We start from the raw sequence: 23,469 nt of genomic DNA on the forward strand, positions 1-23,469 counted from the left end.
CGGGGGAATCGTCATGTGCATGTACTGCAGTATAGTCCCACTCCAGGTATTGTTGCGTCTGTCAAAAGACCAGACTTACTCGTCACAGGTCAGGCGCGGGCTCGCCGACGCAGCGCAGGTCGATACCCAACTGCGCAAGCTTCGCGAGCAGGCCCGCAAGCTGACAAGGGCTTCCGAGGCGGTTTCGCCCGGAATCGTGGCACTGGCCGCCGCGCCAACCATCACCATATATGATTGCAACGGCTCAAAGACGCTGCCAGGCCTGCCGGTAACTAATCCTGACACATCTGCCGATGCGAGTATCAAGCAGGCATTCGAAACGACTACGAACGTTTCGAAATTCTATCAGCAAGTATTCAATCGAAATTCTATCGACAGTTCCGGGATGACGATATTGTCCTCGGTCCACTTCGGTATCGGATACAACAATGCCAATTGGAATGGGTCTCAGATGTTGTACGGTGACGGAGACGGCGCGATTTTCGTCGACTTCACCAGGAGCAACGACGTCATTTGCCACGAACTTACGCACGGTGTCATACAGCACAGCCTTCAATTGGTCTACAGCAACGAACCGGGCGGCCTGAATGAGAGCATGTCGGATGTTTTTGGCGCGATGTTCCGTCAATGGATGGCTGGGCAAACGGTCGCGACCGCCGACTGGCTGATCGGCAAGGACATTGTCGGACCGCAGGCTGCCGCCAATGGGCTGACCTGCCTGAGAGATATGGCAAGCCCCGGCAATGCGCATTGCATCGCTCCCCAAGTCTTTCATTACGCGAACTACCGGCCGGGAATAGACCCTCACACGAGCAGCGGCATACCGAATTTCGCATTCTACAACGCGGCAATGGCGATTGGGGGCAACAGCTGGGACAGCGCGGGCCAGATTTGGTACGCTGCAATGACCGGGTTTGGCGCTTCTCCGAACATGACAATGCAGAAATTCGCTGACCGGACCCGTCAGGTCGCAGGCCAACTGTTCCCAGGAAACGCAGCGGTGGCCAATGCGGTCGATCAAGGATGGAGGCAAGTCGGATTGTAGCGACTGCCGGTGCCGATTGGAGTTGTGATGAGCGATCTGAAGATAGAGAAGGTGGGCGGACTTGCCGGCTTCGGCCTGCCCAACTCCAGATTGAAGAGCCGGGGGAGCTTAGCGGCCAAAGATCTTACAAAAGCGGATCAAGCGGCTGTCGAGGCTCTCTTCGCCAACAAGGACAAAGGCGGCACGTCCGCCGTCGCAGATGAGTTTCGCTACCGCATAACGCGCGAAACGGCGAAAGGGCCGGAAACGATAGAGGTCGCGGAGCATGCTGTGCCCGAGGCCCTCGCCGCCAGCGTCAAAGACGAGATCGAGTAGCGGTCTGGCGCCCGTGCAATCGCGTGTTTGAGCAGAGGAAGCGGCGAGCGCGATGCAGCATGTTCCGGCGGACGTCTCAGGCCATCACCATCAGTTTGAGGCCTGGCACATCAGCCGTGAACGTCCCATAGTGGAGCCGCTCCGCTATCCCGGATAGTTCCGCGGCCGATCGCGCGATCTGGTCGTCGGGCGAGCCGTTGCGTGAGTCCGTCAAGATCCGGCACCTGCGCACCACCACATCCGCCCATGCCATCGGTTCGTGCTGGGTGTATCGGGCCAGTGCGTCGGCGAGCCGCGTGGCATCGTCGAGGTCGCCGTGGGCAAGGCTTGCATCGATCGCGTCGCGATAGAACCACAGGTGGTTGGAGCCGATGCACCCCGCCGCGAGCAGCGCCTCTCCTTGCTTGAGCACAGCCTTGCGTTTCCTCGCATCCGGTTCGCACAGCGCGATCTCCCCCAGTACCCGCGCGCCGTTGTACGACATGCCCACGTCCTCGCTGGCCCTCAGAGCCTCGTCCAGCACCTCGCGGGCCTGCGCATGCTGGCCGCGAAGCCGCAGGACCTTTGCCAGAAAGGTGAGGTTCAACGGCTCGAAGCGTCGTGCACCGAGTTCGCGCGCCAGAGACTGTGCCTGCGTAGCGTACGCGTCCGCCTCGTCGAGAAGCCCCAAATCGAACGAGATCACGCTGAGAAAGGACAGGCAGCACAGTTCGGCGCGGCGATGGGCAATCTGCCTGGCGCGCTCGAGCGCGGCCAGTCCCTGTGACAAGGCTTCCCGAAGCGGAATGAAATAATGCGCGGCGGTGGCCACCATGTGATGGTTTTCCACCGCTGTGCGCCGCCAGCCTCTTTCGTCCGACATCTGAACGCATTGGCGAAACAATGCATGGGCGCTACGCATGCGCCCGCGCGCGTATTCCGCATCGCCAAGCCCGCTCAGCGCCAGCACCTCGGTTTCGGCGCAGTCGGCCTTTCGCGCCGTCAATCGCGCCGCGTCGTGCTGGCGGTAGCAGTCGTCGACGCGGCCTTGCGGGAAGAACACGCTGCCGCGCAAGTAATGAGCCTGCGCCAACTCCTTGGTGCAGCCGCGCTCAAGTGCGGCGTTTTCAGCCAGATCGAGGAATCTCAATGCGTCGGCATATCGATCGACAGAGGCATGGCATTTAGCCAGGACCAGCCAGGCCTGTATCGTCGCCAGGTCATTCGAAGCGGATGGCAACTGCACCACTTCGCCAGCCACCGTGATCGCGCTTCCGGTCAACCCCATCGCAAGCAAAACCTGCGCCTTGAGCAGCAGCAGATCGCGACGTTGCGGGTCAGTGCGTGCCCATCGCAGACCGCGTTCGGCAAGCGCAAGGGCTTCCGCGTACCGAAGGCTCTGCAGCTGCTCCGTCGCAGCCTGACGGAAGGCCTCGGCGGTCTGCTGGTCGGCGGCCTTCTCGAGGTGCTCCGCGCGCAACACGGCATTCGTCCCGGCGAACCATTCCGCCGCGCTTTGATGCAGCTTGCGGCGCTGGGACGCCGTTGTCGAGGCGTATGTGACGTCACGAATAAGAGGGTGGTTGAACACCCAGGTCTCGTCTATCAGCTCGATCAGGCCGCCCTGCGCCAGCGTGCGTGGGTCGTAGCTCGAATCCATCAGCAGGAAGCGAAGCATCTCCGTCGATGCGCGTGCCCCGGCAACCGCCAGGGCGCGAAGCGCCAGCCCATCCGAACGCGGCAAGTGCGCAAGCCTGGTCTTGATCGCATCCATGATCGTCGCTGGAATGGCGCTATCGGCCGAAGCATCGATGTGGCGCAGCAACTGCACGAGGAACAGTGGATTGCCCCCTGATCGCGAAATGCAGTCGTCGACCAAGTGCGCGGCAATCGAGGAGAACTGCGCCGCGATCTGCCGGCAGTCGTCATCCGGAAGCGAGCCGAGAGACAGCAGCATTCCGGTCTGGTCGGCAGTGGCGCCATTTCTGCCGCTTGCCTCAAGTACGTTGGCTACGCGAGATGTCATCAGGACGGCGATCGGCAGGTTTGCGACGAGCTTGGCGATATCCCGCAGGAACGACAGCTCGGAATGGTCGGCAATCTCGGCATTGTTGATGATAACGACCAGCGGCGTGAGCCGGGACGCTTTGCAGACGATGTCGACCACCACAGCCTGTTTGCCCAGCTTGCGGGCCTGGTCGTCAAGCAGCGAATACTGGCCGAGCAGGGATATCGGAATAGGCAGGTTCAGCAAATCGTACACAAACGGGAACTGCCGCTCTTGCAGCCACCCCCGGCTCTTCATCTCGGCAAGCAGAAGATCCATGTCGGCCGTTGCCAGCCCTTCCGTCCTGAGCAGGTCGGCAAGAAGCAATCCGGCGACCGACGAAGACGATGATGCCACGCTAAATTCATGGGGCTCGATGCGCAAGCAGCGGCAGTTCGCGGCCTCGCATTCGGTGGCCTCCTCGGCAAGTCGAGTCTTGCCGATACCGGCCTCGCCGACGATGGTGACCACGCAGCCCCGCCGGGCCGAAAAGACGGCCGTCAACAGGCTCCGCAACTGCATCAACTCGACTTGGCGGCCGACGAAGGCGGTTTGCCTGGCTAGCGGCTTGGCCCGACCGTTGACGGCCTTCCATATCTGCCCGGGCGCGGCATTGCGCGTTGCGCTTTCGACGCTGACCGCGTCAAACCTGTCGCCGACCGCCTGGAAGATCTCCGACGTCATGTAGACGCCCGGAGTACTCGATTGCTCGGCAAGCCACAGCGAATTGGCGACCACCGGCCCATGTATGTCGCATTCACCCGATGAAGTTTGGGTCTCGACAAGCGCCAGACCGCAGTCCACGCCGACGCGCCAGGTGAAAGTCTTGCCCAGTTCGCGGGTGACCTCGTCGGCTGCCTGCGCAAAGGTCAGTGCGGCGCCAAGGCAGGTGAAGATGGCACTCTCTTGAGTAGCCTCAATGCCAAAACCGGCGATGTACCTATCGGCCGCCCGCGAGACGATCGTGCCTCCCTTCTTGCCGACGATTCCGCGCAGCAGCTGTTCGAAGGCGTTGGTTGCCCGGCGCGCCTCCTCGACATCCATGAGTGGGATGTCGGAGGCGCTTGTCATCTTGAAGGTCGCGACTGCGACGAAGGTCGCGATGTCGAGACCGGGCGATGGTCCATGAGCGATCCTGTCCGTCGAAAGGTGATATATTCTCACCGGCCTGCTGACGTTCTTCAGCGCTCGCTCGCCCAGCAGAGCGAAGCGGTGGCTTGCCGAGCCGCCGAGCGCGGAATAGACCGCTTCGGAAATGCAAACACCGCCCGGCTCCGCCACACGCTGAATTCGTTCGGCGATGTTCACGCCGTCGCCATAGACGTTGTTGCGATCGACGATGATGTCGCCGAGATTGATGCCGATCCTGAAGTCGAGGACGCGCTTGCCCGAGGCGCGCGCCGTTGCAAGAGCATGCTGGGCCTCTTCACCAGCCGAGACCGCTCCTGTCACGGTCGAGAACTCGGCAAGCACGGCATCGCCTGGATGGTAAATGATCGTTCCGCCATGGCGTTCGAAGGTTTTGCGGAAAACCTCGAAGCTTTCCGTCAGCGCCTCGTGCGTGGCCAGTTCGTCGGCGCCTGTCTCCGAGCAATAGCCGACCGCGTCCCCATAGAGCAGGACGGCAAGTCGCCTGGTCGGCATCGCAGTCGCCATCGTCTCCCACCCCTTAGACAAGCCGTTCAAGGTACCGCTGTCGGTCGCAACCAGGCTACAACGTCAGACGATGTCGTAAATCAGGCTATGGCGGCCATGGCGAAGTCGGTGCGGAACCGACCTTCATCCAAAATGACGATCTGGCCGCGACGGAGCTGCACATATCCCAGCGACTCCAACCGGTTCAGTTCCTTCGTCACCGCCTCGCGATGGGAGCCGACCCGCGCCGCAATTTCATAGTGCGTTGGAGCCGGGCGAATTGTCACCGCTGTGCCCTCACGCCGGCCGTTCTTGGCCAGGCGGGCCAATTCGAAATGCATGCGGTCATGCGCGTTGAGGGCGATTACTTGAAGAAGCCGTTCCGAAAGCGCCCTGGATTTTGCCGTCAGCAGACGCAGCAGCTGAATTGTAAAGTCGAAATTGGAAGCGACCAACGCCAGCAGGTCGGTAGATTTCATTCTCGCGACCGTGGTGTCTTCGATCGCAAATACGTCGGCGGCTCGCGGCAATCCATCGATCGCCGAAAGCTCTCCAAACAGGTCTCCGGTCTCGATCTCGGAATATATGAGCTCGCGCCCTTCCCGAGAGTAGTTCTTCACGTGAACTCGACCCTCGAGAATAAAAAACACATCGCTTGTATCTTCTAGAGCCGAAAGGATCTGTCTGCCTTTCGCGTACTGGCAAACCAAACACTTGTCGACAACAGCTTGCAGTTCCTTGTCCGCGAGTGAAGCGAATAAGCCTACGCAGCGAAACAAAGGCAATGTTATCGCCGTCTTCATATCTCGCCTCAAAGGTATATTAGCAAGCAATTGTCCTCTGTGGAGAACTCCCTGTCAATCGCAAATAGCGGCGCTGTCGCCGCTCCGTCGAGTTGCGCGGAGAACCGATGGGCGCTGAATTCATCGAGGGGCGTTTCGCAGCGGCCGGTCGCTGTGAGTTCGGCTGTGGCGTCGCCCACGCGGCCTTGGAGCGGCGGGGCTTCCTTACGTCGCACATGTCGTCGATATGAAGATCGATGAGTTCGCCGAAAGTTTTCAGGCGCGCTATACGAGATTTGGTTGGCGTCCCACCACGATCCACTTGGCGCTCGGCTTCGGTTGCCTAGCGTCGCTCGCAGTATGGCCTCGTGACGGAGAGGGCTTGGGGTCTAAATTATGTCCGACCAGCACCCCCTTGCGGTGCTGGCTCAGCTTAGATACTTCGAAATCCATGCCCTGACCAGCTCGGAATAGGGTTCCTGCGGGTCGGCCATGCGTCTAAGCTGTGCGAGCGTGTCTCGTCGAAACCCTTCGATGCCTCGCTTGATTTTCGCATTGAATGCGATGTCTTTGCCAAGCTGCTGTGCCTGAGCTGCGGAACTTCCGGCAATTTGGGCGTTCTTGCCTGCGGTTTCACCATCGATCTCCTCAATGACTTCGGCTAGGCCGATACCGAGTTCCAAAATAAACTCGATGTCGCGTAGCACTTTCGTTCGAGCCTGGACGAGGCTCAAGCGGTTAAGCCCGTACACTTGGATGGACACCAAGCCCACCGCGCTTACGCCCGCTTGGGCAGCCAAGGCGACGAGATCAGCGGGAGCGCCATTCTGCGCCTGACCAGGAGCCTGCAGTGCCTGCCCCGTCAACTTCGGGAACACCAGGCCGATGAGATGGTCCCGATCAATGTGGAAGGTGAGATGCTCCCGTGGATCGTCTCGTGTTGGGTCCAGTAGGAGCCGATGTTCCGCAAGCAGCGCATCTCCGGGACTTCGAGCCCGTCCCCTCTCTGTTGCCAAAGGAAATGCCGAAGACTTACCCAGTGACATTTTTCTCGTTCGGTCGAATTCGCCGCTCGATAGCAACTTGACGATGCTCCCGATGGCAATGTCCGGCGTCTTTTGTTCGCGTCGACGATTGCAGTCGATGCAACTGGGCAAAAGGTTGTTCCAGTCCATCGCCAGCCAGTAATAACCAAGATGACCCGCAACGCCTTCGACCTCGCCCTTGGGACGATAGTGCTCGACATCGACGGGCTGTGTGCTTGCAAAAAAGCTCTCGCAGTACGCACACTTTCCGTGGAAGAGCCGCTCAAGTTCGACCTTGACGGCGTTCTCCTTGTAGCGTGCAAACTCAAACGCCTTTGCCGCGTCCGGTCCGGCCATATGGTCGAGAACGCGATCAAGTTCCGTCTTACCCTGCTTGTCAGGCTTGTGCAGGATGGAAGGCTCTGTACTTTGCGACCGGTCGACGCGCCTCATCCGAGCAGATCCCCCAGGTAAGACTTAACGGCGTCCTTGGCACGCTGACGCTTGTCGTCGTTGCTGCTCTTGTCGCGTTCTCTGCGACTGGCAACATATTCGGCCACCGCTTCCTGCACGAGCCTGCTGACTTCGGTCTTTCCATAAGGCAAACCATTGCTGATTTCATTTCGAAACGAGCGCAGTATGGTTTGCTCACGTTCGGACAGCCGCCAACGCTCCTCCCTTGTCCGGAGAAATTCCTCTTCTTTTTTGAGAATCGCGGGTACTTCGGCGAATGCCGTTTCGATCCGCCGATCATCAGTGGTGAATAACTGAAAGATGTCTGAGGTCAGAAGTTGGTCGATGGTCAGATTTTCGATGTTTGGGAAGTCGCTAATTTGCTCAACGATTTCGTTCATGCTGCTCTCGACCGCCCCGTCTCGATTCCGGAAACGGTTCAACATCATGACTTCTCCCGCGAACATACCTCTGAGACATAGGGGATCGTGGCTGGTTAGGATAAATGTCGAGCGAGGAAGTGCGCGGCGTAAACCGGAGACAATCTGCATCTTCCAACGCGGATGTAGGTGGGCTTCGATCTCATCAATCAAGATGATGGCGCGAGCGTGGCGTGCAGCGCGGTGGTCATTCTTCGACAGCTCAAACAGTCGAGAGAAGATGTCACAGACCACGGCAAGAACCGCTCGGTAGCCCGATGACACCACGCCCAGGCGCTGCCTCAGCATTCCTGGGGGATTCTTGCGTTCAATGTTGATTGCACAATATTCCTTGCCGTCTTGGTCATGCCCCACTTCAATGTTTCGAAAATGACCGTCGATCTGAATGATATGCCGCAGAGCGCTCACGACTTCGTTGAGCGACTCCGGAGAATTTCTGGATAGTTCGATCAGCCAGGGCTCCGGATTTGAGATTACCTGATCGCGTCTGAAAAGTGTGTCGATGTGGCGGACGACATCATCGCGTTGTTCCCTGTCAAAGAGCCTATGGGCGCCATAGGCGAAGACCAGGGGATGATGAGCGTCGGTGTCGTCGCCGAAGATGCCGTTGGTGCGATCGAGCACCAACTTCAAGGTAGGAGCATCGTTGTAGAATTCGACCTCAATCGATCCACGATTTATTGGCTTGTGGCCGGCGCTTCCCATGTATTCGGGATCCATCAAAAGATCCGATGGGCTTTCTTGAAGTTGGTTGCGCAAGTCGGTAGGAATGCAAGTCAATGCAATCGCCTCTAGGATGCTGCTCTTCCCAGTCGCATTTTCGCCTAGAATTAAAAGGCATGGAGCGTCCGGCACGTCGCTGAACTCATTGGGCACGGACATAGCAACAGCGACTTCAGGCATCTGCGCTTTCATATTGAACTCGATGGACTCCAATGACTTGAAGTTCTCGATCCGAACGCGTTTGATGCGAGGATGAGCGAGATCCACGTCAGGTTTTGGGAGCGTTTCCTCGATCGGCGCTACCGACTGCGGGAGACCCCGGTTCTCGTCCAGTCGTCGCACTTCTTCAATCGCGTCATGAATGAAGGTATAGGCATCGCCGTCGCGCCACAGGCGGGCAATGGCGGAACCGATTGCGGTTGGCGCAAGGTTCAGTTTTCGCTTCGTCTGACGCCGGATTTCGCGGCCAATGCGCAGAGCGAAGAGATATGCAGCACTCGGATATGGCGCGGACGATTGGAGCGACGGATAGGACTGGTCACTCGACGGACGGTCGAGCATTTCCTTGATCATTTGTATCAGGAATAGCCTCCGTTCCTCGACGAGCGTCGGTCTATTCAAAGCGAAATGAGCAATTGTCGGATCTGCTCTTCTGTTCCCGGTGAATCGCCCGTCGGAGCGGACCTGGAACGCCTGCGTGATGCGCCTTTCGCCTGGGTAGTACAGGACTTGATCTTCATCTAGAGCACGTCCTGTTTAATTTGGGTCATATCCGGCGGCCTGGAAGTAGTTGGCGCATTCGGCTGGCGTGAACTGATCAAGGAGTGAGCCGACCGCATCCCACAGAGCGGTGATGGTTCTCTCGGCCTTGGCGCGTAGGAGTGCCTTGAGTTTTGAGAAGGCATTCTCGATGGGATTAAAGTCGGGGCTATAGGGCGGCAGGAACATGAGCCTTGCGCCGGCGGTCTCGATCGCGTCCCGAACGCCGGCCGCCTTGTGGGCGGGCAGGTTGTCCATCACGACGATGTCGCCCTCCGACAGGGTCGGGACCAGCACCTGCTCGACATAGGCCAGGAACACGTTGCCGTTCATGGCGCCGTCGTAGACGAATGGGGCGGTCATGCCCGTCAGCCGCAGTGCGCCGGTGAAAGTGGTGGTTTTCCAATGGCCGTGCGGCACGCCTGCCCGGCAGCGCTCACCGCATGGCGCACGGCCCCGCAGCCGGGCCATCTTGGTCGATAATCCAGTTTCATCGATGAACACCAGCTTTGCCGGATCGAGATCGAGTTGGCCGTCGAACCACGCGCGACGACGCTTCAGGATGTCGGGACGATCCTGCTCCAGTGCATGTGCGGACTTTTTTGAACGTCCAGCCGTGCTGGCCAAGCCAGGCGCTTAAGGCACTGCGACTGATCCGAGCCGATCGTTCGACCGCCAGCCGTTCCACCATCTCATTAAGCGTGATGTCCTTGCGTTCATCGATCAGCCCGACGAGGAAGGCTTCATGCGTATCGAGGCTGGACCCGCGTCGGCGGCCTTGTCGCCTCGGCCCCAGTTCGCCGATCTTTGCCCGAGCGATCCAACGGATCGCACTCGATATACCAACCCCGAACCGCGCCGCAGCCCGCCGGGCCGACATGCCGGCGTCCGAGGCCTGCAGAACCCGAGACCGAAGATCTTCGCTCAATGCTCTTCCCATCATCCACCTCATGAAAGTGGATGTTGAATCACACCGCCAACGCCCTCGTCACATCACAATCGATTCATCGATCCCCGGATGTGCTCTAGATCTTCGGCCGCCGCCGCGGCACCCCTTAACTCGGCGACCACATCGCCCCTTGCATGTTCCAATGTCATGGCCCGAAACCTCCATGTTCATCGGCCTCTTGCGAGGTGCCTCGGCGCATCGCTTACGGACAAGAAGGGTGTCGGCGCCGTCATTCCGACATCGATCCATACCGCGCGACGAATGGCGAGTGTGGTCAAGCCATGGTCCGGATTGCCGGTGCTGGAACTCGGCGCCGGTACAGGCGTGATCACCAAGGCGATCCTGGCGCGCGGCGTCGCGCCGCGCCAACTGGTCTCGGTCGAGTATTCCAGGAATTTCTTTGACGGCCTGACGCAGCGCCTTCCAGGTGTGGATTTCCGATTGGGCGATGCATTTCAACTCGATCAGGTGCTGGGCGATCGCCGAGGCGAACAGTTCGACTGTGTTGTCAGCACCGTGCCGATGCTGAGCTTTCCGATGGGAAAACGCGTTGTCCTGCTTGAGGATCTGCTTGCCCGCATTCCTCCCGGCCGGCCGATCATCCAGATTACGTATGGGCCGCTGTCACCGGTGATCAAGATGCCCGACCGCTATGTGGTTTCACACAACGACTTCATCGTCCGCAACATCCCGCCGGCTCAGCTTTGGACCTATCGGCGCGCGATCTGAGCATGTGTGTTAATGCCCACCGACCGGTATCCGGCACCTGTTGGCGTGCTGTCAGCAGGCCGCCCGCGGCCAAGTTACTGAAGCAAAAAGGAACTGCGATTTGGAGAAATACGTCAGCGACAAACTCCACGGGATCCGGGTGACGGAGCCAAGCTGAACTATCATGGCTCGATCACGAACGATAGCGCCCTTTTTATGTCCGGCCTCTTTATATCGTCAGCAACTACATTCGACTGCTTCCTGGCACCCGCAGCTGGAGCCCGTACATGACAGGCCACTACCCGCCCGTCGGCCATCGGCATCAGGGCTGGCACTTCGATGCGACAACGCTCGACCGCAAGCGGGCAGCGCGGATGGAACGCACAGCCACTCGGCGGATTGATCGGGCTCGGCACCTCACCCTCGACAGGCGCCTCTAGCCGAACATGTGTGGGATCCGGCACAGGTGCAGCGGCGATAAGGGCTTCCGTATATGGATGAACCGGGTTGGCGAAGAGGGCCTCGCATGTGGCGAGTTCCACGATCCGCCCGAGATACATGACCGCGACGCGATGGCCGAGATGCTCCACGACGCCGAGGTCATGCGAAATGAAGACGTAGGCGATGCCCAGTTGCTGCTGAAGGTCCATAAGTAGATTTAGGATCTGTGCCTGCACGGAGACATCCAGGGCAGAAACCGCCTCGTCGGCGATGATTATCGACGGCTTCAGCGCCAGTGCCCGCGCAATGCCGAGCCGCTGGCGTTGACCACCCGATAGCTCGGACGGCAGCCTGTGCGTCATTTCGGGCGACATTCCTACCTTGTGAAGAAGGTCTGCTGCAAGCGCATGGTGTTGCTTGTGGCTGAGTCGCTCATAGTTCTCGACAGGTTCCGTGATGATCTGTCCTGCGGTGAGACGAGGATTGAGCGACAAGTAAGGATCCTGAAACACCATCTGCATTTGACGGCGATACGCGCGCAACTCATGTTTCTTGAGGCCTGCAATATCGGTTCCGTCGATCAGCACGCGCCCACCCGTCGGCTCGACGAGCCGCATCAGGAGCCGCGCGACGGTGGACTTGCCACAGCCGGATTCGCCGACGATGCAGAGTGTCTCGCCCGCCTCGACGGAAAAGGATACATCCTCCACCGCCCGGATCACCGGAATGCTTTTCCGGAAGATTCCCGCACCGAGCGGATAATGCTTGGTGAGATTCTCGACTTTCAGCAAAGGACCACTCATGCGCCCATCACCTCTTCGGCGCGCCAGCAAGCCGCGGCGTGGCTCGACCCGATATCCCGCAGGATGGGCGGCTTGTCGCGGCAAATGTCGATAGCGAACGGGCAGCGAGGAGCAAAGCTGCATCCGACTACGGGCTCGCGCAGACTTGGAACAATGCCGGGAATTTCTGGAAGGCGGCGCTGTCGGCCGCGCCGCCGGTCAGGCACCGATCGCATGAGGCCCTGAGTGTAGGGATGCGCGGGACGCGCGAAGAGATCAATTACGGTCGCTTGTTCTACGATACGGCCAGCGTACATCACGATCACGCGTTGGCACGTTTCGGCTACAACGCCCAGATCGTGCGTGATGAACATCACGGCCGTTCCCATGCGTTCTTTCAGATCGACGATCAGCCGCAGGATCTGTGCCTGGATGGTGACGTCGAGCGCAGTCGTCGGCTCGTCGGCGATCAACAGTTCGGGCGAGCAGGCAAGAGCCATGGCGATCATGGCGCGCTGGCGCATGCCGCCTGACATTTCGTGGGGATAGTTGTTGACGCGACGCTCGGGATCCGCGATGCGGACGAGACGGAGCATCTCCTCGGCCTTTGCCATGGCCACCGACCGGGACGCTTTCGTGTGGATTTGTACCGCCTCGGCGATCTGGTTGCCGACCGTATAGACCGGGTTCAGGCTCGTCATCGGCTCCTGGAAGATCATGGCGATCTGGTCGCCGCGGACCTTTCGTATCTCGCGATCGGACAGCTCAAGCAGGTCGCGTCCGTGAAAGCGGATCTCGCCGCCGACCGTCCTGGCGCTTAGCTTCGGCAGCAGGCGAAGGATGGAAAGAGCGGTGACGCTCTTCCCGCATCCGGACTCGCCGACGACGCCAAGCGTCTCGCCTTTCTTTACCTGGAAGCTGATGCCGCCCAGGGCACGGGTGACGCTTTCTTCGCCGTAAAAGTGCGTCTCAAGGTCTCGAACGTCGAGAAGCACGTCCTCCGCTGCTGATTCTCGCATTAGCATATCAACGCCTCCGCTTCGCGCGGGGGTCGAACAGGTCGCGCAGGCCGTCCCCGAGCAGGTTGACGGCAAGGACCATGACGGCAAGGCAGATGCCAGGGGCGAACACCGTGAATGGGGCGATGGTGAGATACAGTCGAGAGCTTGAAATCATATTGCCCCAGCTCGGAATCTCGGGCGGAACGCCCACGCCGAGGAAGCTCAGCCCGGCCTCTGTCAAAATTGCGTCGGCGCAGACAATGGCGCTCTGCACCATAAGTGGCGGAATGGTGCTCGGCAGGATATGGCGCCACAGTACCTTCGGCAGGCGCGCACCGCCGCAGACGGCGGCCTCCACATAAGGACGCTCCCGGACACCCAGAACTACCGAACGAACCAGGCGGGTGACGCTTGGCAGCTGGGGGATCGTGATGGCAACGATCAGGATACCGATCCCGGGGCCCGTCAGGGAAATAAGGGCAATGGCCAGCAGAAAGGTCGGGATAGACATCAGGCCGTCCATGACCCGCATGACGATATTGTCGAAGCCGCGGCTATAGCCGGCAAGAACTCCGATCAGAAGCCCGCCTAAAGCCGCGCCCGCCGCCGCCGTCAATCCCACTATGAGTGAGATCCGGGCGCCAAACACCGTTCGCGCAAAGACATCCCGGCCCAGATTGTCACTCCCGAACCACATTTCGGCGGAAGGCGGCTGGAGGCGCTTGAATGGATCAATGTTCAATGGATCGCCCGCGTAAAGCGGGGCACCGAGCGCCAGGAAGATCAAGAGCACGAGGAGGCCACCGCCTATCACGACCAGCGGATGCCGCCTTGCCAGACGGGGAAGGTCAGATATTAGAAGGCGCCCCGTCGAGACGTATTCAACTGATGCGGAGAGGAGCGTCATTATCAGTACCTTATGCGGGGATCGATGAGGGTGTAGGAAAGATCGACCGCCAGATTGATAAGCACGTACAGACCCGAAACCAGGATGAGCACGCCTTGAATGATGGGATAATCGCGGTTGTTGATCGCATCAACCACCAGACGACCGACACCTGGTATGTTGAACACCGTCTCCGTGATGACGACACCGCCAATCAGACCTGCGAAACTTAGGCCGATCACGGTGAGGATCGGGACACCCGCATTCTTCAGTGCGTGGTGGAAAAGCATGGCATAAGACGAGGCGCCCTTGGCTGCAGCTGTTCGCATATAGTCTTCCGACAGAACTTCGAGCATGCTCGCACGCGCGATTCTGGCGATATAAGCAATGTAGGGAATGCTCAAAGTCACGGTCGGCAGGATCAGGTGCACAAGCCATGGCCCGAAGCCATGGTCGATCGGGTTGTATCCTTGAACCGGTAGCCAATGTGTTGTGGTCGCGAACAAGTATATGAGAAAAAAGCCGACGACAAACACCGGGACAGAAAAACCGAGTGTAGCGAATGCCGTCAGGATGCGATCGACGAGACCGCCAGATCGCCACGCAGCAAGGATGCCGAAGGAGACCCCGACCGTCACCGACACGATCATTGTCAGGATCGACAGGGAAATGGTCGGTTCAAGCCGCTGCGAGATGAGCTCTAGGACCGGTCGTCCGGCAAAGATCGAGGTGCCGAAATCGCCGCCGAGCATGTCGCGCACCCAACGGATGAACTGAACCGGCATAGGATCGTTCAGCCCCAGTTGCTCGCGGATTCCGGCAATCATCTCCTCCGTCGCCGACCGGCCGGCAATCATCGCCGCCGGGTCGCCGGGCGCCAGCCGGAGTAGAAGGAAGACGAAGATCCCGACCATCGCCATGACCGCGATGGCCGACACCAGCCTGCGGAAGATGTAGGCAACCATCAGGCAGAGGCCTTCTGCATGTTCCACGTCGGAACCGATCCATCAGTGCTTATGACGCCGGTAAGCGTCTTCCGGCGCGCGGACGGCGAGACCGCTTGACCCAAGAAAACCGCTCCGACAAAGTCAAACCAAATATGTTGCATCTTGCGAGCCAGAGCCTTGCGCTCATCCATTGTTTCAACTTCGGCCCACTTGGCGCGTAGCGCCTCATATTCATTGTTCTTTGGCCAGCCGTACCAAGCATTTTCGCCATTCGCGCTGAAGAGCGCGCACCCGATTGGATCGGAGAGTGCACCATTAGGCCAACTCGATATGTGAATGTTCCAGCCACCATTCTCAACAGGACCCTTGTTCGCTCGGCGCGCGACAATGCCGGCCCAGTCGCTCGGTGCCAACTCCGCATTAACGCCGATTTTCTTCAGCTCTGACGCCAGTAGCTGGGCGGAAACGTCGGCCTGTGCCCAGTCAGTAGAGTCAAGAATGACGACCTTGTCGCCGGTGTAACCGGCCTCCTTGAAGAGCTGCTTGGCTTTTTCTGGGTCGCCGCCCTTCTTATACCATCCCGTGTTTTCGTCATTTGAGTAAGGCGAACCGTTGCCGAACATCGACGAAATGGGATGGGCGTACCTTGGATCGGGAGCCAGGACTCTCAGGAACGCCTCCTGATCAACCAAGTGCAAAAGCGCTTGACGCGCCTTGACATTGTCGAATGGCGGCTGGAGGAAGTTTACTCGTGCAAACATACATTGCCCCCCTGTGACCACAAGCTGGAGCTGAAGGTTGGGATCTCCCTCGATTGTCGAATAGAAGTCGGGAGGGCAAGTAAGCAGAAAATCAACCTCACCCGCCTGCAACGCGGCCAAAGCCGTCTGTGGATCGGAGATGTTCCCCCAGATGGCTCGATCGACTTTAACGATCTTCCCCCCAGCGAATCCGTTGGGCGCCTCGTTGCGGGGCACGTATTGTTCATTGCGGTCGTACGTGAAGCTTGCACCCGGCTTGGCGAGAGCGTGATTGAACTTGAACGGCCCCGAACCGATATTGGCAGTTACCTGCTCTGTCGGGAGAAGATTCGCGTCCTTCTCCCGCATTACAGCCAGGAACTGTGATGGCGAAGCCAGCGTGTCGATCAGAAGCCCAAATGGTTCCGTCAGCTCGATCGTGAAGGTTCTATCATCCTTCTTCGAAACGTCCTTAGTTCTTTCCATGAGTAGTTTTCCACCCGAGGACGCCGCGCCCCAACGTCGAATTGAAGCCACACAGTCTGCAGCTGTGACAGGGGTGCCGTCGTGGAAGCCCAAGCCGTCCCTAAGCGCGAATGTATAGGTCTTCCTGTCCTCGGATACGCCCCAGTTTCCGATCATTTGCGGGCGCGACACCCGCTCGGAGTCGAACGCAAAGAGCATATCATAAATGGCCAGGGCATGGTTTCCAGTGTCGGCGGCTGTCGAAATGTGAGGGTCAAAGCCCGAGGGGAGACCTATCTCCAAGCGGACCATGCGCGTGTCTGCTGAAGCCACCTGAGCGCGCAGGATAGACGGAGCCGACAAAGCGGCTCCGGCGGATACGCTCAGCTTGATGAGATCGCGTCGAGAAATCTTCATGTGTTCCTCCCTGTTTGAGTAGTTTCGTTGCGGACTTGGTCGTGGGGACCGCTTCCCAAGGTCAAAGCTTTCCGGGCGGATTAGCTTCGCTTAGTTCACGATTGCGCTCTCCACCAGCTTCTTGAACTCCGGTCGAGTAGCGTTTCCCGTCGATTCCGACTGGGTCAAGTAGAGGACGATTAGGTCATGTGCCTTATCAACCCAGGATAAGGTGCCTTGAAACCCCCCGTGCCCAAAAACGTTCTCGCCGAAAACCTCCCATTGGAAACCGTACTCTTTGGACACAGGGCTCGGGCTCGTCGCAAGTCTGACGGTCTCCCCTAACAGCAAGCGGCGATCGCCGAAGCGCCCACGGTGCAGCATACAGGACAAGAACTTCGCGTAATCGATCGCCGACGCGAAAAGGCCGCCGGAAGCGCGGAAAAATGGGACTTCCTCCGGGTGCGTGTTATCCCAGGACTTTGTCCAGGGGCCACTCTCGCCGTTCTCCCTGCGATAGCTTGCGGCCACACGTCCTGCACGTGGATCGTTCGGCTGCAGCTTGAAGTCTAAAAACGAGTCGCCCATTCCAATGGGCTCCAAAATTCGCGTCCTGATGAAGTCTTCAGCAGGCATTCCCGAGACCTCGGCGGCAATGGCCCCAAGAGTGCTCGAGCCCGGATCACTGTATTCGTACCGCGTGCCCGGGGGATGTTCAGGCCCTTTCTGACCGACCTCGTCAACCGCCTCGCGCAGTGAGGCGTGCCGCGACCCGTTATCCTCAACGATCGAGCCGGTGATTCCAGAGCTGTGAGTGAGAAGCTGGTAGATCGTAATGGCGCGCGAACGCTCATTATCAAAAGCCGGGAGATACTTGGACACCCTGTCCTGGAGCTTCAGCCGCCCCTCCTCCTTCAACATCAGGATGGCCGTGCCGAGGAGCGGCTTCGTCATTGAACGCATCATGAAGATCGTGTCGGTTTTCATGGGGATCTGGCGCTCTCGGTCGCTCCAGCCGACCGTCTCGTGCAACACGATTCGATTCCGGCGGATCACCAGCATCACCGCGCCAACGATGCGGCCCTCGTCCACCCAGACCCGAGCAGTCTCGACGGCGTGCCTAAGGGATGGCGGCGACATGCCCACGCTTTCGGGCGACGCGGGCGAGAAAGGTTCACTCGGTTCGTACAGGATGGTTTCAAATCTCATCACGTTCTCCACAATTGTCGAAGCAGCGGTAGATCCGCGGTCATCATTCTCCACTAGCTCCGACGCGCCAATTGATGCACATCTATAAAAATGAGTCAACTGTTTCATGCTAGCCCCCAGATCCACCGAGCTACGTGGTGGGCTTCCTTTGAGCTGAGCGCAGCGAGCTCGGCAGCTGCGAATGGGTCGGGGCGAGGACCCCAAGCCGGCAGCTGGTTGTGGGTAAGCGCGAATTTCTCCGCACCTTTTTCCATTGAGCGTGTTTTGGCATGAAGTGTCCACTTAACGGAGGTGGACACCAAGTGATTGAGGACGATGAACAGAAACTGCTGGTGAGGCGGATTTTGCGCAACGGCCGCCGGCGGTACGACCCGGCGTCGAAAGAGCGGCTAGTTGCGGCCTGCCTTGAGCCTGGCGTGTCGGTATCGCGACTTGCGCTTGAACATGGGATCAATGCCAACCTTCTTCGGAAATGGATAAAGACGACCAAAGACGCCGGTGCTTTGCCGCCACCTGCACCGTCTGCGTTCATTCCAGTTCAAGTCACCGCTGCGGACCACAGCCTGCCTATGCAGTGCAATTCGGTGGACAGGCCTGCTGCGCGTGGTGAAGAGCGGCTGTCGAAGTCGGAAAGCATGGGCTCATCGCCACTCGCAGCCAAGGTGAGCGCGTCTTTGCCGAACGGCGTGAAGCTGGTGCTGGAATGCGGTGATGTAGACGCGTTGACGGCGATCATTGGAGCTCTGGGCCATGTTCAGACTGGGCGCTGATCTCAACGTCTACCTGCACCGCGAGCCGATCGATTTTAGGGCCGGCATCAACAGCCTTGCGGTCCTGGTTCAGGAGGTGATGGAGCTTGACCCATTTGCGCCTGCGGTCTTTGCATTTTGCAATCGCCGCCGCGACCGGATGAAACTCCTGTTCTTCGACCGGTCCGGCTTCGTGCTGGTTCTGAAGCGGCTGACCGAAGACAGGTTCCGATGGCCACGCCGGGAGACGGCGGTGGTTACGCTGACGACCGAGCAGCTCCATTGGATTCTCGACGGCATCGACATCGATGCAATGGTGCGCCATCCGGTGCGGCAATATCAGGTTGCGGGCTGATGACGGCTCCCGAATTGTGCGGTTGACGCGTCGGTGCGGTTCAGATTCAAAACTACGATGAATCGACCTGGCGAACCGACTGTTGAGGAGTTGATGGCGCGCATTGCTGTGCTGCAGGCGGAGAACCGTCAGCTCGCAGAACGCGTGGTAAAGCTCGAGGAAGAGTTGGCGCTGGCGCGCTCACATCGTTTTGCGCCCAAGAGCGAAAAGCACGTTGATCGCCTCTTCAATGAAGCCGAACAGGTTGCCGATGAAGACGACGCGGGCAGCGAAGATGGCAATGTCATCGACCTGCCGGACACCGGCTTTCCGTCCACCGAAAAGCCGGAGGGAAAGAAGGGTGCCGTCGCAGGAGTGGTTGGAATTGTGAGTTGGCGTAGTCTCCGGGGTGTCAAACCTCGAATCATCCGGCGTTAGAGCGCCGGACAGGAGACTACGCCATGACAAGGACTACCATGAATGCGGAAGCCGTTCATCCTGGGGATGAGGCGACGAGCTATCTTTTCGACAACTGGTTTGATCCGATTGAAGCTGGCCTGCGCGAGCGGGTGCGCGGCTTCATCGAGACGATGCTCGAGACCGAGCTGGACGCGGTGCTTGCCCGTCCCCGTTATGGCCGGCAGCCGGCGGCGCGCAGTGATGAGACCACCGGTGTCGCCGGCCACCGCCACGGCAGCCGGACGCGCACGCTGACGGGGACCTTCGGCACCACCGAGCTCACGGTTCCGCGGGCGCGCCTCGATGCCGGCGAGGACAAGACGGTGGAATGGAAGAGCAAGGCCTTGCGCGCCTATCAGCGGCGCACGATGGCCGCCGACGCGCTGATCGCGTCGAGCTACCTGGCGGGCACGAACACCAGGCGCGTGCGGCGTGCGCTCGCCGCGCTGTTCGGCGGCGCGATCGGCAAGGACGTCGTCAGCCGCACCTGGCGCAAGGTGAAGACGGACTGGGACGCCTGGAATGCCCGCTCTCTGGCCGACGAGCCGATCGTGCGCCTGATCCTCGACGGGACGGTGGTTCGTGTCAGGCTCGACCGCAAAGCGACCTCGATCTCGCTGCTCGTGGTCATCGGTGTGCGCGCGGACGGCCAGAAGATCCTGCTCGCGGTCAAGAATATGGGTGGCGAGACGACGGAGGCCTGGCGGGCCATTCTCGACGATCTCGTCGGGCGCGGCCTGCGCCGACCTGAGTTTCTCATGGTCGATGGCGCACCTGGCTTGGACAGGGCGATCGCCGCGCTGTGGGACGGGGTGCCGGTGCAGAGATGCACGGTTCACAAGCACAGGAATCTGCTTGCCCATGCTCCCGAGCGGCTGCATGAGGAGATCAGCGCCGATTACACCGACATGATCTACGCGGCCACGCCGGAGGAGATCGAGAGCCGCCGCAAGGCGTTCCTGCGCAAATGGCGGCTCAAGTGCCGGGCGGTGGCCGATAGCCTGGAGGAGGCCGGCGAGCGTCTCTTCGCCTTCACCCGGCTGCCGCCGAGCCAATGGAAAAGCGCCAGAACAACAAACGCGATTGAGCGTCTGCATGAGGAGTTCAAGCGGCGCATCAAGACCCAGACCGTTCTGCCTTCGGCCGAAACCGCGGCAATGTTGTTCTGGGCGTTGATGGCGTCCGGTCAAATCTCGATGCGAAAGATCGACGGCTGGCAGACGCTTCCTACGAAGCCACGCGATCAGCAGATTGACCTCGCCGCATGAGCCGATAATCTTAACCTACCGGAGGCTGCTCCGCCGAATTCCAACACGACCCGCTACGGCACCGAAAGAAGCGTGGCCGCAAGGCCCTCCCGGAACACCTGCCGCGCGAGCGCGTCGAGTATGACCTTCCCGAAGATCGGAAGGCCTGTCCTTGCTGTCGTCACCGGATGCACCACATGGGCGAGGCCATTACCGAGCAGCTTCATATCGAGGTGAAGGCGAAGGTCCTGCAGAATGTGCGCTTCAAGTATGCCTGCCGCCATTGCGACCGCACCGGCATCAATACGCCGGTCGTGATCGCGCCGATGCCCGCGCAGCCCTTGCCGGGCAGCATCGCCACGGCCTCGACACTGGCATTTGCTCTTGTTCACAAGTACGTCGACGGCACGCCGCTCTACCGCTTGAGCCAGGCATTCGAGCGAGCCGGCGTGCCCGTCAGCCGCGGCGCTCTGGGGCATTGGGTGATCGGATCGAGCGAGAAGCATCTCTCCCGCATCTATGACGCACTGAAGCTGCGGCTCAGGTCTCAAGCACTCATCCATGGCGACGAGACCACCGTCCAGGTCCTGAAGGAAAAGGACAGGGAGGCCACCAGCACATCATTTATGTGGGCATACCGGAGCGGCGAAGAGAGTAACGAGCCGATCGTGCTGCTCGATTATCAACCGGGTCGCGGCCAGATTTATCCGCAGGCCTTCCTCGGCGATTACCGCGGCATACTGATGAGCGATGGCTATACCGCATGGCGCACGCTGGCAGGGGCCACCCATGTGGGATGCATGGCCCATTCCAGACGTCGCTTCGTCGATGCCCTCAAGGCAAGAAAGAAGGGGGGCGGTCCGCCGGAGCAGGCGCTCAAGTTCTTCGAGCAGCTCTACCGGGTTGAAGGCCAAGCGCGGAACGAAAAGCCGGACAAGGGCGAAACACAAGCCGATTGCATTCGCCGCTTTCGCCAGCAACACAGCGTTCCCATCCTCAATGCTCTCAAGACATGGCTCGACGACATCGCGCCGAAGGTCTTGCCCGATAGCAAGATCGGCGACGCCGTGTCCTACACTCTGAACCAGTGGGAGTACCTGACGCGATACACAGAAGACGGCAGGATGCCGATCGACAACAACCTCCTCGAACGCGATATCAGAATCTTTGCCACCGGCAGAAAATCCTGGCTGTTCAGTGATACCGTGGATGGAGCCAGGGCCAGCGCCGTCATATACAGCCTGATGCTGACCTGCCCCGCCTGTGGCGTCGAGCCCTTGGCCTACTTGCGCTACGTCCTCAGCGAACTGCCGCAGCGCGCCACAGACGCCGACATCACCGACCTGCTGCCCTTCAACTTCGCCAAAACCGCCGCTGCATGATCCGATGCAGCTGTCTGACAGCGACCCCGTCAAACGGGCCGCGTCAACGCGCATGGAAATGAGCGCTTACGGTTGTGGAGCATGATGGCCCGACCGGCGGAGCCGACGACGGCGAGATCATCGTTGTTAACCGCGATTTAAAGGCGTTGAGCACCGACCGCTGATGTCGAAGAGATACGGTTTCCAATCAGGGTGATCTTCGCTGACGCAAAACGCCTTCGCCAGGCTCGATGGTCATTTCGTCCTCGCGCTACGTAGAGGATCCTCGGGGAGAGATTGGCAGTTTTGGGCGCCGGCGCGGTGGCGACGGATTGCCGAAACGGGCGGCGATGGCCTCCGGCGTCATGCCGATTTTCGGCCTGCCAGTCCTCAAAAGGTTCATCAGCTACGCCGGCAACGTCATCCAGGATACGTTCCCTACGGCAATTTCGACACCAACGTCGACCACCGCTACTTCGACGCCGGGACCGGCTTCTCGGCCGTGGTCTCGCTCGAGGAACGCTCTGGCACGGCTGGCATCGCTTTGGGTACCTTGCCATCTATTTTCTTTGCCGTAGGAAAGGTCGAACGGGACGAGCCGGCTTTTTTAGTCCACCTTCTCGATTTCAAGTGGGTGCTGAAATCCGCAAGATGAGCATCAAACCGGAGTAGGGACTCACGCGCGGCCTCCGCACCCTGCCCTGCGACCAGGGCGCCCAGCACTTCAGCGACCGCGAACGCCGGTGTCATCGTGTGGAAAAACGACGGACTCTTCGTCTGGACAAGAACGACATCGTCGGCCACTCGGGCCAGCGGGGCAACCTCGCTGTCGGTGATCGCGACGATCGGAATGCCATGCTGATGCGCATACTCGGCGATCTCGACCGTGACGCGCGTGTAGGGGAACACGCTAGTCGCGAAGAGCACGTCGTTGCGGGAGGCACGGGCCAATGCGTCCGAACCGGTGCCGCCGATCGCATCGAGCATAACCGACTTTTCCCTGATCATCGAAAGAATGTAGTGCAGATGCCAAGCAGTTGCGTGGCTCGACCTCAATCCGACGCAATAGACGCACTTGGCGGCTGCAAGGCGTCTTGCTGTCGATACTATCGCGTCAAGTTGAGACTCGGCCAAATGGACAATCTCGGCCGCTTGGGCCCGGAGAATTTCGCGCGCAAGGCCATGATCGCCTTTACGTTTTTGAGCGATCGCTTGTAAATCGGCCTTTCCGGCGAATCCGACGTCGCCGCTGCGAACGGCCTCAGCATAGATTTCGCGAAGCTCGTCGTAACCTGTGAGGCCAAGATGCTTGGCCAGTCGCGTCATGGTAGCCGGCTGGACCCCGGCCACACGAGCCTGGTCGCGCATTGACAATAGCGCGACGTCATGTGGTTGGTCGATAATATAGCGCGCCGCCAATTGGAACTGCTCCGACATTGTGTCGAAGCCGGTGATCAATCGCTCCGAAAGAGGTCCGTCAGCCATCCCCCTACCTAGCGCAGCGTTGTAGCCTGTGCAACATATGTTACATTTCTGGACCAGGCTGTTTTCTCACTGCCCTGAGCCCCTGTTACTTCTTCAAAGTTCAAAGT

18 protein-coding genes and 2 pseudogenes are annotated in these 23,469 nt (G+C 59.7%); 8 read left to right on the forward strand and 12 right to left on the reverse strand.

From position 1 onward, the window contains the following. Positions 1-13 precede the first annotated feature (13 nt). Both LHFGNBLO_RS03405 and LHFGNBLO_RS03410 read left to right on the forward strand, forming a co-directional pair. The gene (locus tag LHFGNBLO_RS03405; protein WP_258600123.1) at positions 14-1,045 is read left to right on the forward strand and encodes a M4 family metallopeptidase; all 1,032 of its coding nucleotides are present in this window, start codon (positions 14-16) and stop codon (positions 1,043-1,045) included. Between the two features lie 27 nt (positions 1,046-1,072). Continuing rightward, positions 1,073-1,360 carry a protealysin inhibitor emfourin gene (locus LHFGNBLO_RS03410; protein WP_258600124.1) on the forward strand — a complete coding sequence of 96 codons (288 nt, stop codon included), beginning with the start codon at positions 1,073-1,075 and terminating at the stop codon, positions 1,358-1,360. 76 nt (positions 1,361-1,436) lie between these two features. Here the strand turns inward: LHFGNBLO_RS03410 and LHFGNBLO_RS03415 are convergent, their stop codons facing one another. From LHFGNBLO_RS03415 to LHFGNBLO_RS03435, 5 genes are all read right to left on the reverse strand, one after another. Further along, on the reverse strand, positions 1,437-5,030 hold the full coding sequence (locus LHFGNBLO_RS03415) for an adenylate/guanylate cyclase domain-containing protein (protein WP_258600126.1): 3,594 nt from the start codon (positions 5,028-5,030) through the stop codon (positions 1,437-1,439). A 92-nt stretch (positions 5,031-5,122) separates the two neighbouring features. Further along, complete coding sequence (locus tag LHFGNBLO_RS03420; RefSeq protein ID WP_258600127.1) at positions 5,123-5,824, reverse strand: Crp/Fnr family transcriptional regulator; 702 nt, start codon at positions 5,822-5,824, stop codon at positions 5,123-5,125. 407 nt (positions 5,825-6,231) lie between these two features. Beyond that, on the reverse strand, positions 6,232-7,281 hold the full coding sequence (locus LHFGNBLO_RS03425; RefSeq protein WP_258600128.1) for a hypothetical protein: 1,050 nt from the start codon (positions 7,279-7,281) through the stop codon (positions 6,232-6,234). Then, entirely contained in the window at positions 7,278-9,017 is a 1,740-nt protein-coding gene (locus LHFGNBLO_RS03430) for an AAA family ATPase (RefSeq protein ID WP_258600129.1), read from the reverse strand. The genes LHFGNBLO_RS03425 and LHFGNBLO_RS03430 overlap by 4 nt, the downstream gene beginning before the upstream one ends. Before the next feature lie 183 nt (positions 9,018-9,200). Then, a protein-coding gene (locus LHFGNBLO_RS03435; RefSeq protein ID WP_258600130.1) for an IS630 family transposase occupies positions 9,201-10,143 on the reverse strand; the annotation gives its coding sequence in 2 pieces (ribosomal slippage) (positions 9,201-9,807 and positions 9,806-10,143; 945 coding nt in all). Between the two features lie 156 nt (positions 10,144-10,299). On the opposite strand from LHFGNBLO_RS03435, the gene pmtA reads away from it, so the two are divergent. After that, positions 10,300-10,881, forward strand: coding sequence for a phospholipid N-methyltransferase PmtA (pmtA, locus tag LHFGNBLO_RS03440; RefSeq protein WP_258600131.1), 582 nt, complete (start codon positions 10,300-10,302; stop codon positions 10,879-10,881). 161 nt (positions 10,882-11,042) lie between these two features. Here the strand turns inward: pmtA and LHFGNBLO_RS03445 are convergent, their stop codons facing one another. From LHFGNBLO_RS03445 to LHFGNBLO_RS03470, 6 genes are all read right to left on the reverse strand, one after another. After that, positions 11,043-12,104, reverse strand: coding sequence for an ABC transporter ATP-binding protein (locus LHFGNBLO_RS03445; protein ID WP_258600133.1), 1,062 nt, complete (start codon positions 12,102-12,104; stop codon positions 11,043-11,045). Next, a complete protein-coding gene (locus LHFGNBLO_RS03450) occupies positions 12,101-13,108 on the reverse strand; it encodes an ABC transporter ATP-binding protein (RefSeq protein WP_258600503.1) in 1,008 nt (335 codons plus the stop codon). The genes LHFGNBLO_RS03445 and LHFGNBLO_RS03450 overlap by 4 nt, the downstream gene beginning before the upstream one ends. Position 13,109: 1 nt before the next feature. Next, positions 13,110-13,991 carry an ABC transporter permease gene (locus LHFGNBLO_RS03455; RefSeq protein ID WP_258600135.1) on the reverse strand — a complete coding sequence of 294 codons (882 nt, stop codon included), beginning with the start codon at positions 13,989-13,991 and terminating at the stop codon, positions 13,110-13,112. Positions 13,992-13,993: 2 nt separating this feature from the next. Further along, positions 13,994-14,935, reverse strand: coding sequence for an ABC transporter permease (locus LHFGNBLO_RS03460; RefSeq protein WP_258600504.1), 942 nt, complete (start codon positions 14,933-14,935; stop codon positions 13,994-13,996). After that, the gene (locus LHFGNBLO_RS03465; protein WP_258600137.1) at positions 14,935-16,539 is read right to left on the reverse strand and encodes an ABC transporter substrate-binding protein; all 1,605 of its coding nucleotides are present in this window, start codon (positions 16,537-16,539) and stop codon (positions 14,935-14,937) included. Before LHFGNBLO_RS03465 ends, LHFGNBLO_RS03460 begins: the two co-directional genes overlap by 1 nt. Positions 16,540-16,629: 90 nt before the next feature. Further along, on the reverse strand, positions 16,630-17,727 hold the full coding sequence (locus tag LHFGNBLO_RS03470) for a serine hydrolase domain-containing protein (RefSeq protein ID WP_258600138.1): 1,098 nt from the start codon (positions 17,725-17,727) through the stop codon (positions 16,630-16,632). 305 nt (positions 17,728-18,032) lie between these two features. Between LHFGNBLO_RS03470 and tnpA the strand changes: the two genes are divergently transcribed. The 5 genes and pseudogenes from tnpA to tnpC form a co-directional block, all read left to right on the forward strand. After that, complete coding sequence (tnpA, locus tag LHFGNBLO_RS03475) at positions 18,033-18,497, forward strand: IS66-like element accessory protein TnpA (protein ID WP_258600505.1); 465 nt, start codon at positions 18,033-18,035, stop codon at positions 18,495-18,497. After that, on the forward strand, positions 18,478-18,831 hold the full coding sequence (tnpB, locus tag LHFGNBLO_RS03480; RefSeq protein WP_258580693.1) for an IS66 family insertion sequence element accessory protein TnpB: 354 nt from the start codon (positions 18,478-18,480) through the stop codon (positions 18,829-18,831). Before tnpA ends, tnpB begins: the two co-directional genes overlap by 20 nt. Positions 18,832-18,888: 57 nt before the next feature. Continuing rightward, positions 18,889-19,170, forward strand: a pseudogene (locus tag LHFGNBLO_RS03485) (IS66 family transposase); the annotation flags it as partial. A 116-nt stretch (positions 19,171-19,286) separates the two neighbouring features. After that, on the forward strand, positions 19,287-20,537 hold the full coding sequence (locus LHFGNBLO_RS03490) for an IS256 family transposase (RefSeq protein ID WP_258600489.1): 1,251 nt from the start codon (positions 19,287-19,289) through the stop codon (positions 20,535-20,537). A 65-nt stretch (positions 20,538-20,602) separates the two neighbouring features. Then, positions 20,603-21,898, forward strand: a pseudogene (gene tnpC / locus LHFGNBLO_RS03495) (IS66 family transposase); the annotation flags it as partial. Between the two features lie 450 nt (positions 21,899-22,348). On the opposite strand, the gene LHFGNBLO_RS03505 reads toward tnpC, so the two are convergent. Next, on the reverse strand, positions 22,349-23,362 hold the full coding sequence (locus LHFGNBLO_RS03505; RefSeq protein ID WP_258600139.1) for a MurR/RpiR family transcriptional regulator: 1,014 nt from the start codon (positions 23,360-23,362) through the stop codon (positions 22,349-22,351). Positions 23,363-23,469 lie beyond the last annotated feature (107 nt).

The organism is Mesorhizobium sp. AR10 (genome assembly GCF_024746795.1).
GTDB lineage: Bacteria > Pseudomonadota > Alphaproteobacteria > Rhizobiales > Rhizobiaceae > Mesorhizobium.

What these genes read in the sequence shown, in the direction of transcription:
- LHFGNBLO_RS03410 (WP_258600124.1), top strand. Translation starts at nt 1,073, where the DNA reads ATGAGCGATCTGAAGATAGAGAAGGTGGGCGGACTTGCCGGCTTCGGC.
- LHFGNBLO_RS03425 (WP_258600128.1), bottom strand. Translation starts at nt 7,281, where the DNA reads ATGAGGCGCGTCGACCGGTCGCAAAGTACAGAGCCTTCCATCCTGCAC.
- LHFGNBLO_RS03490 (WP_258600489.1), top strand. Translation starts at nt 19,287, where the DNA reads ATGAATGCGGAAGCCGTTCATCCTGGGGATGAGGCGACGAGCTATCTT.
- LHFGNBLO_RS03445 (WP_258600133.1), bottom strand. Translation starts at nt 12,104, where the DNA reads ATGAGTGGTCCTTTGCTGAAAGTCGAGAATCTCACCAAGCATTATCCG.
- LHFGNBLO_RS03405 (WP_258600123.1), top strand. Translation starts at nt 14, where the DNA reads ATGTGCATGTACTGCAGTATAGTCCCACTCCAGGTATTGTTGCGTCTG.
- LHFGNBLO_RS03505 (WP_258600139.1), bottom strand. Translation starts at nt 23,362, where the DNA reads ATGGCTGACGGACCTCTTTCGGAGCGATTGATCACCGGCTTCGACACA.
- tnpB (WP_258580693.1), top strand. Translation starts at nt 18,478, where the DNA reads ATGTTCAGACTGGGCGCTGATCTCAACGTCTACCTGCACCGCGAGCCG.
- LHFGNBLO_RS03450 (WP_258600503.1), bottom strand. Translation starts at nt 13,108, where the DNA reads ATGCTAATGCGAGAATCAGCAGCGGAGGACGTGCTTCTCGACGTTCGA.
- LHFGNBLO_RS03455 (WP_258600135.1), bottom strand. Translation starts at nt 13,991, where the DNA reads ATGACGCTCCTCTCCGCATCAGTTGAATACGTCTCGACGGGGCGCCTT.
- LHFGNBLO_RS03465 (WP_258600137.1), bottom strand. Translation starts at nt 16,539, where the DNA reads ATGAAGATTTCTCGACGCGATCTCATCAAGCTGAGCGTATCCGCCGGA.
- LHFGNBLO_RS03470 (WP_258600138.1), bottom strand. Translation starts at nt 17,727, where the DNA reads ATGAGATTTGAAACCATCCTGTACGAACCGAGTGAACCTTTCTCGCCC.
- LHFGNBLO_RS03460 (WP_258600504.1), bottom strand. Translation starts at nt 14,935, where the DNA reads ATGGTTGCCTACATCTTCCGCAGGCTGGTGTCGGCCATCGCGGTCATG.
- LHFGNBLO_RS03430 (WP_258600129.1), bottom strand. Translation starts at nt 9,017, where the DNA reads ATGATCAAGGAAATGCTCGACCGTCCGTCGAGTGACCAGTCCTATCCG.
- LHFGNBLO_RS03420 (WP_258600127.1), bottom strand. Translation starts at nt 5,824, where the DNA reads ATGAAGACGGCGATAACATTGCCTTTGTTTCGCTGCGTAGGCTTATTC.
- LHFGNBLO_RS03415 (WP_258600126.1), bottom strand. Translation starts at nt 5,030, where the DNA reads ATGCCGACCAGGCGACTTGCCGTCCTGCTCTATGGGGACGCGGTCGGC.
- pmtA (WP_258600131.1), top strand. Translation starts at nt 10,300, where the DNA reads ATGGCCCGAAACCTCCATGTTCATCGGCCTCTTGCGAGGTGCCTCGGC.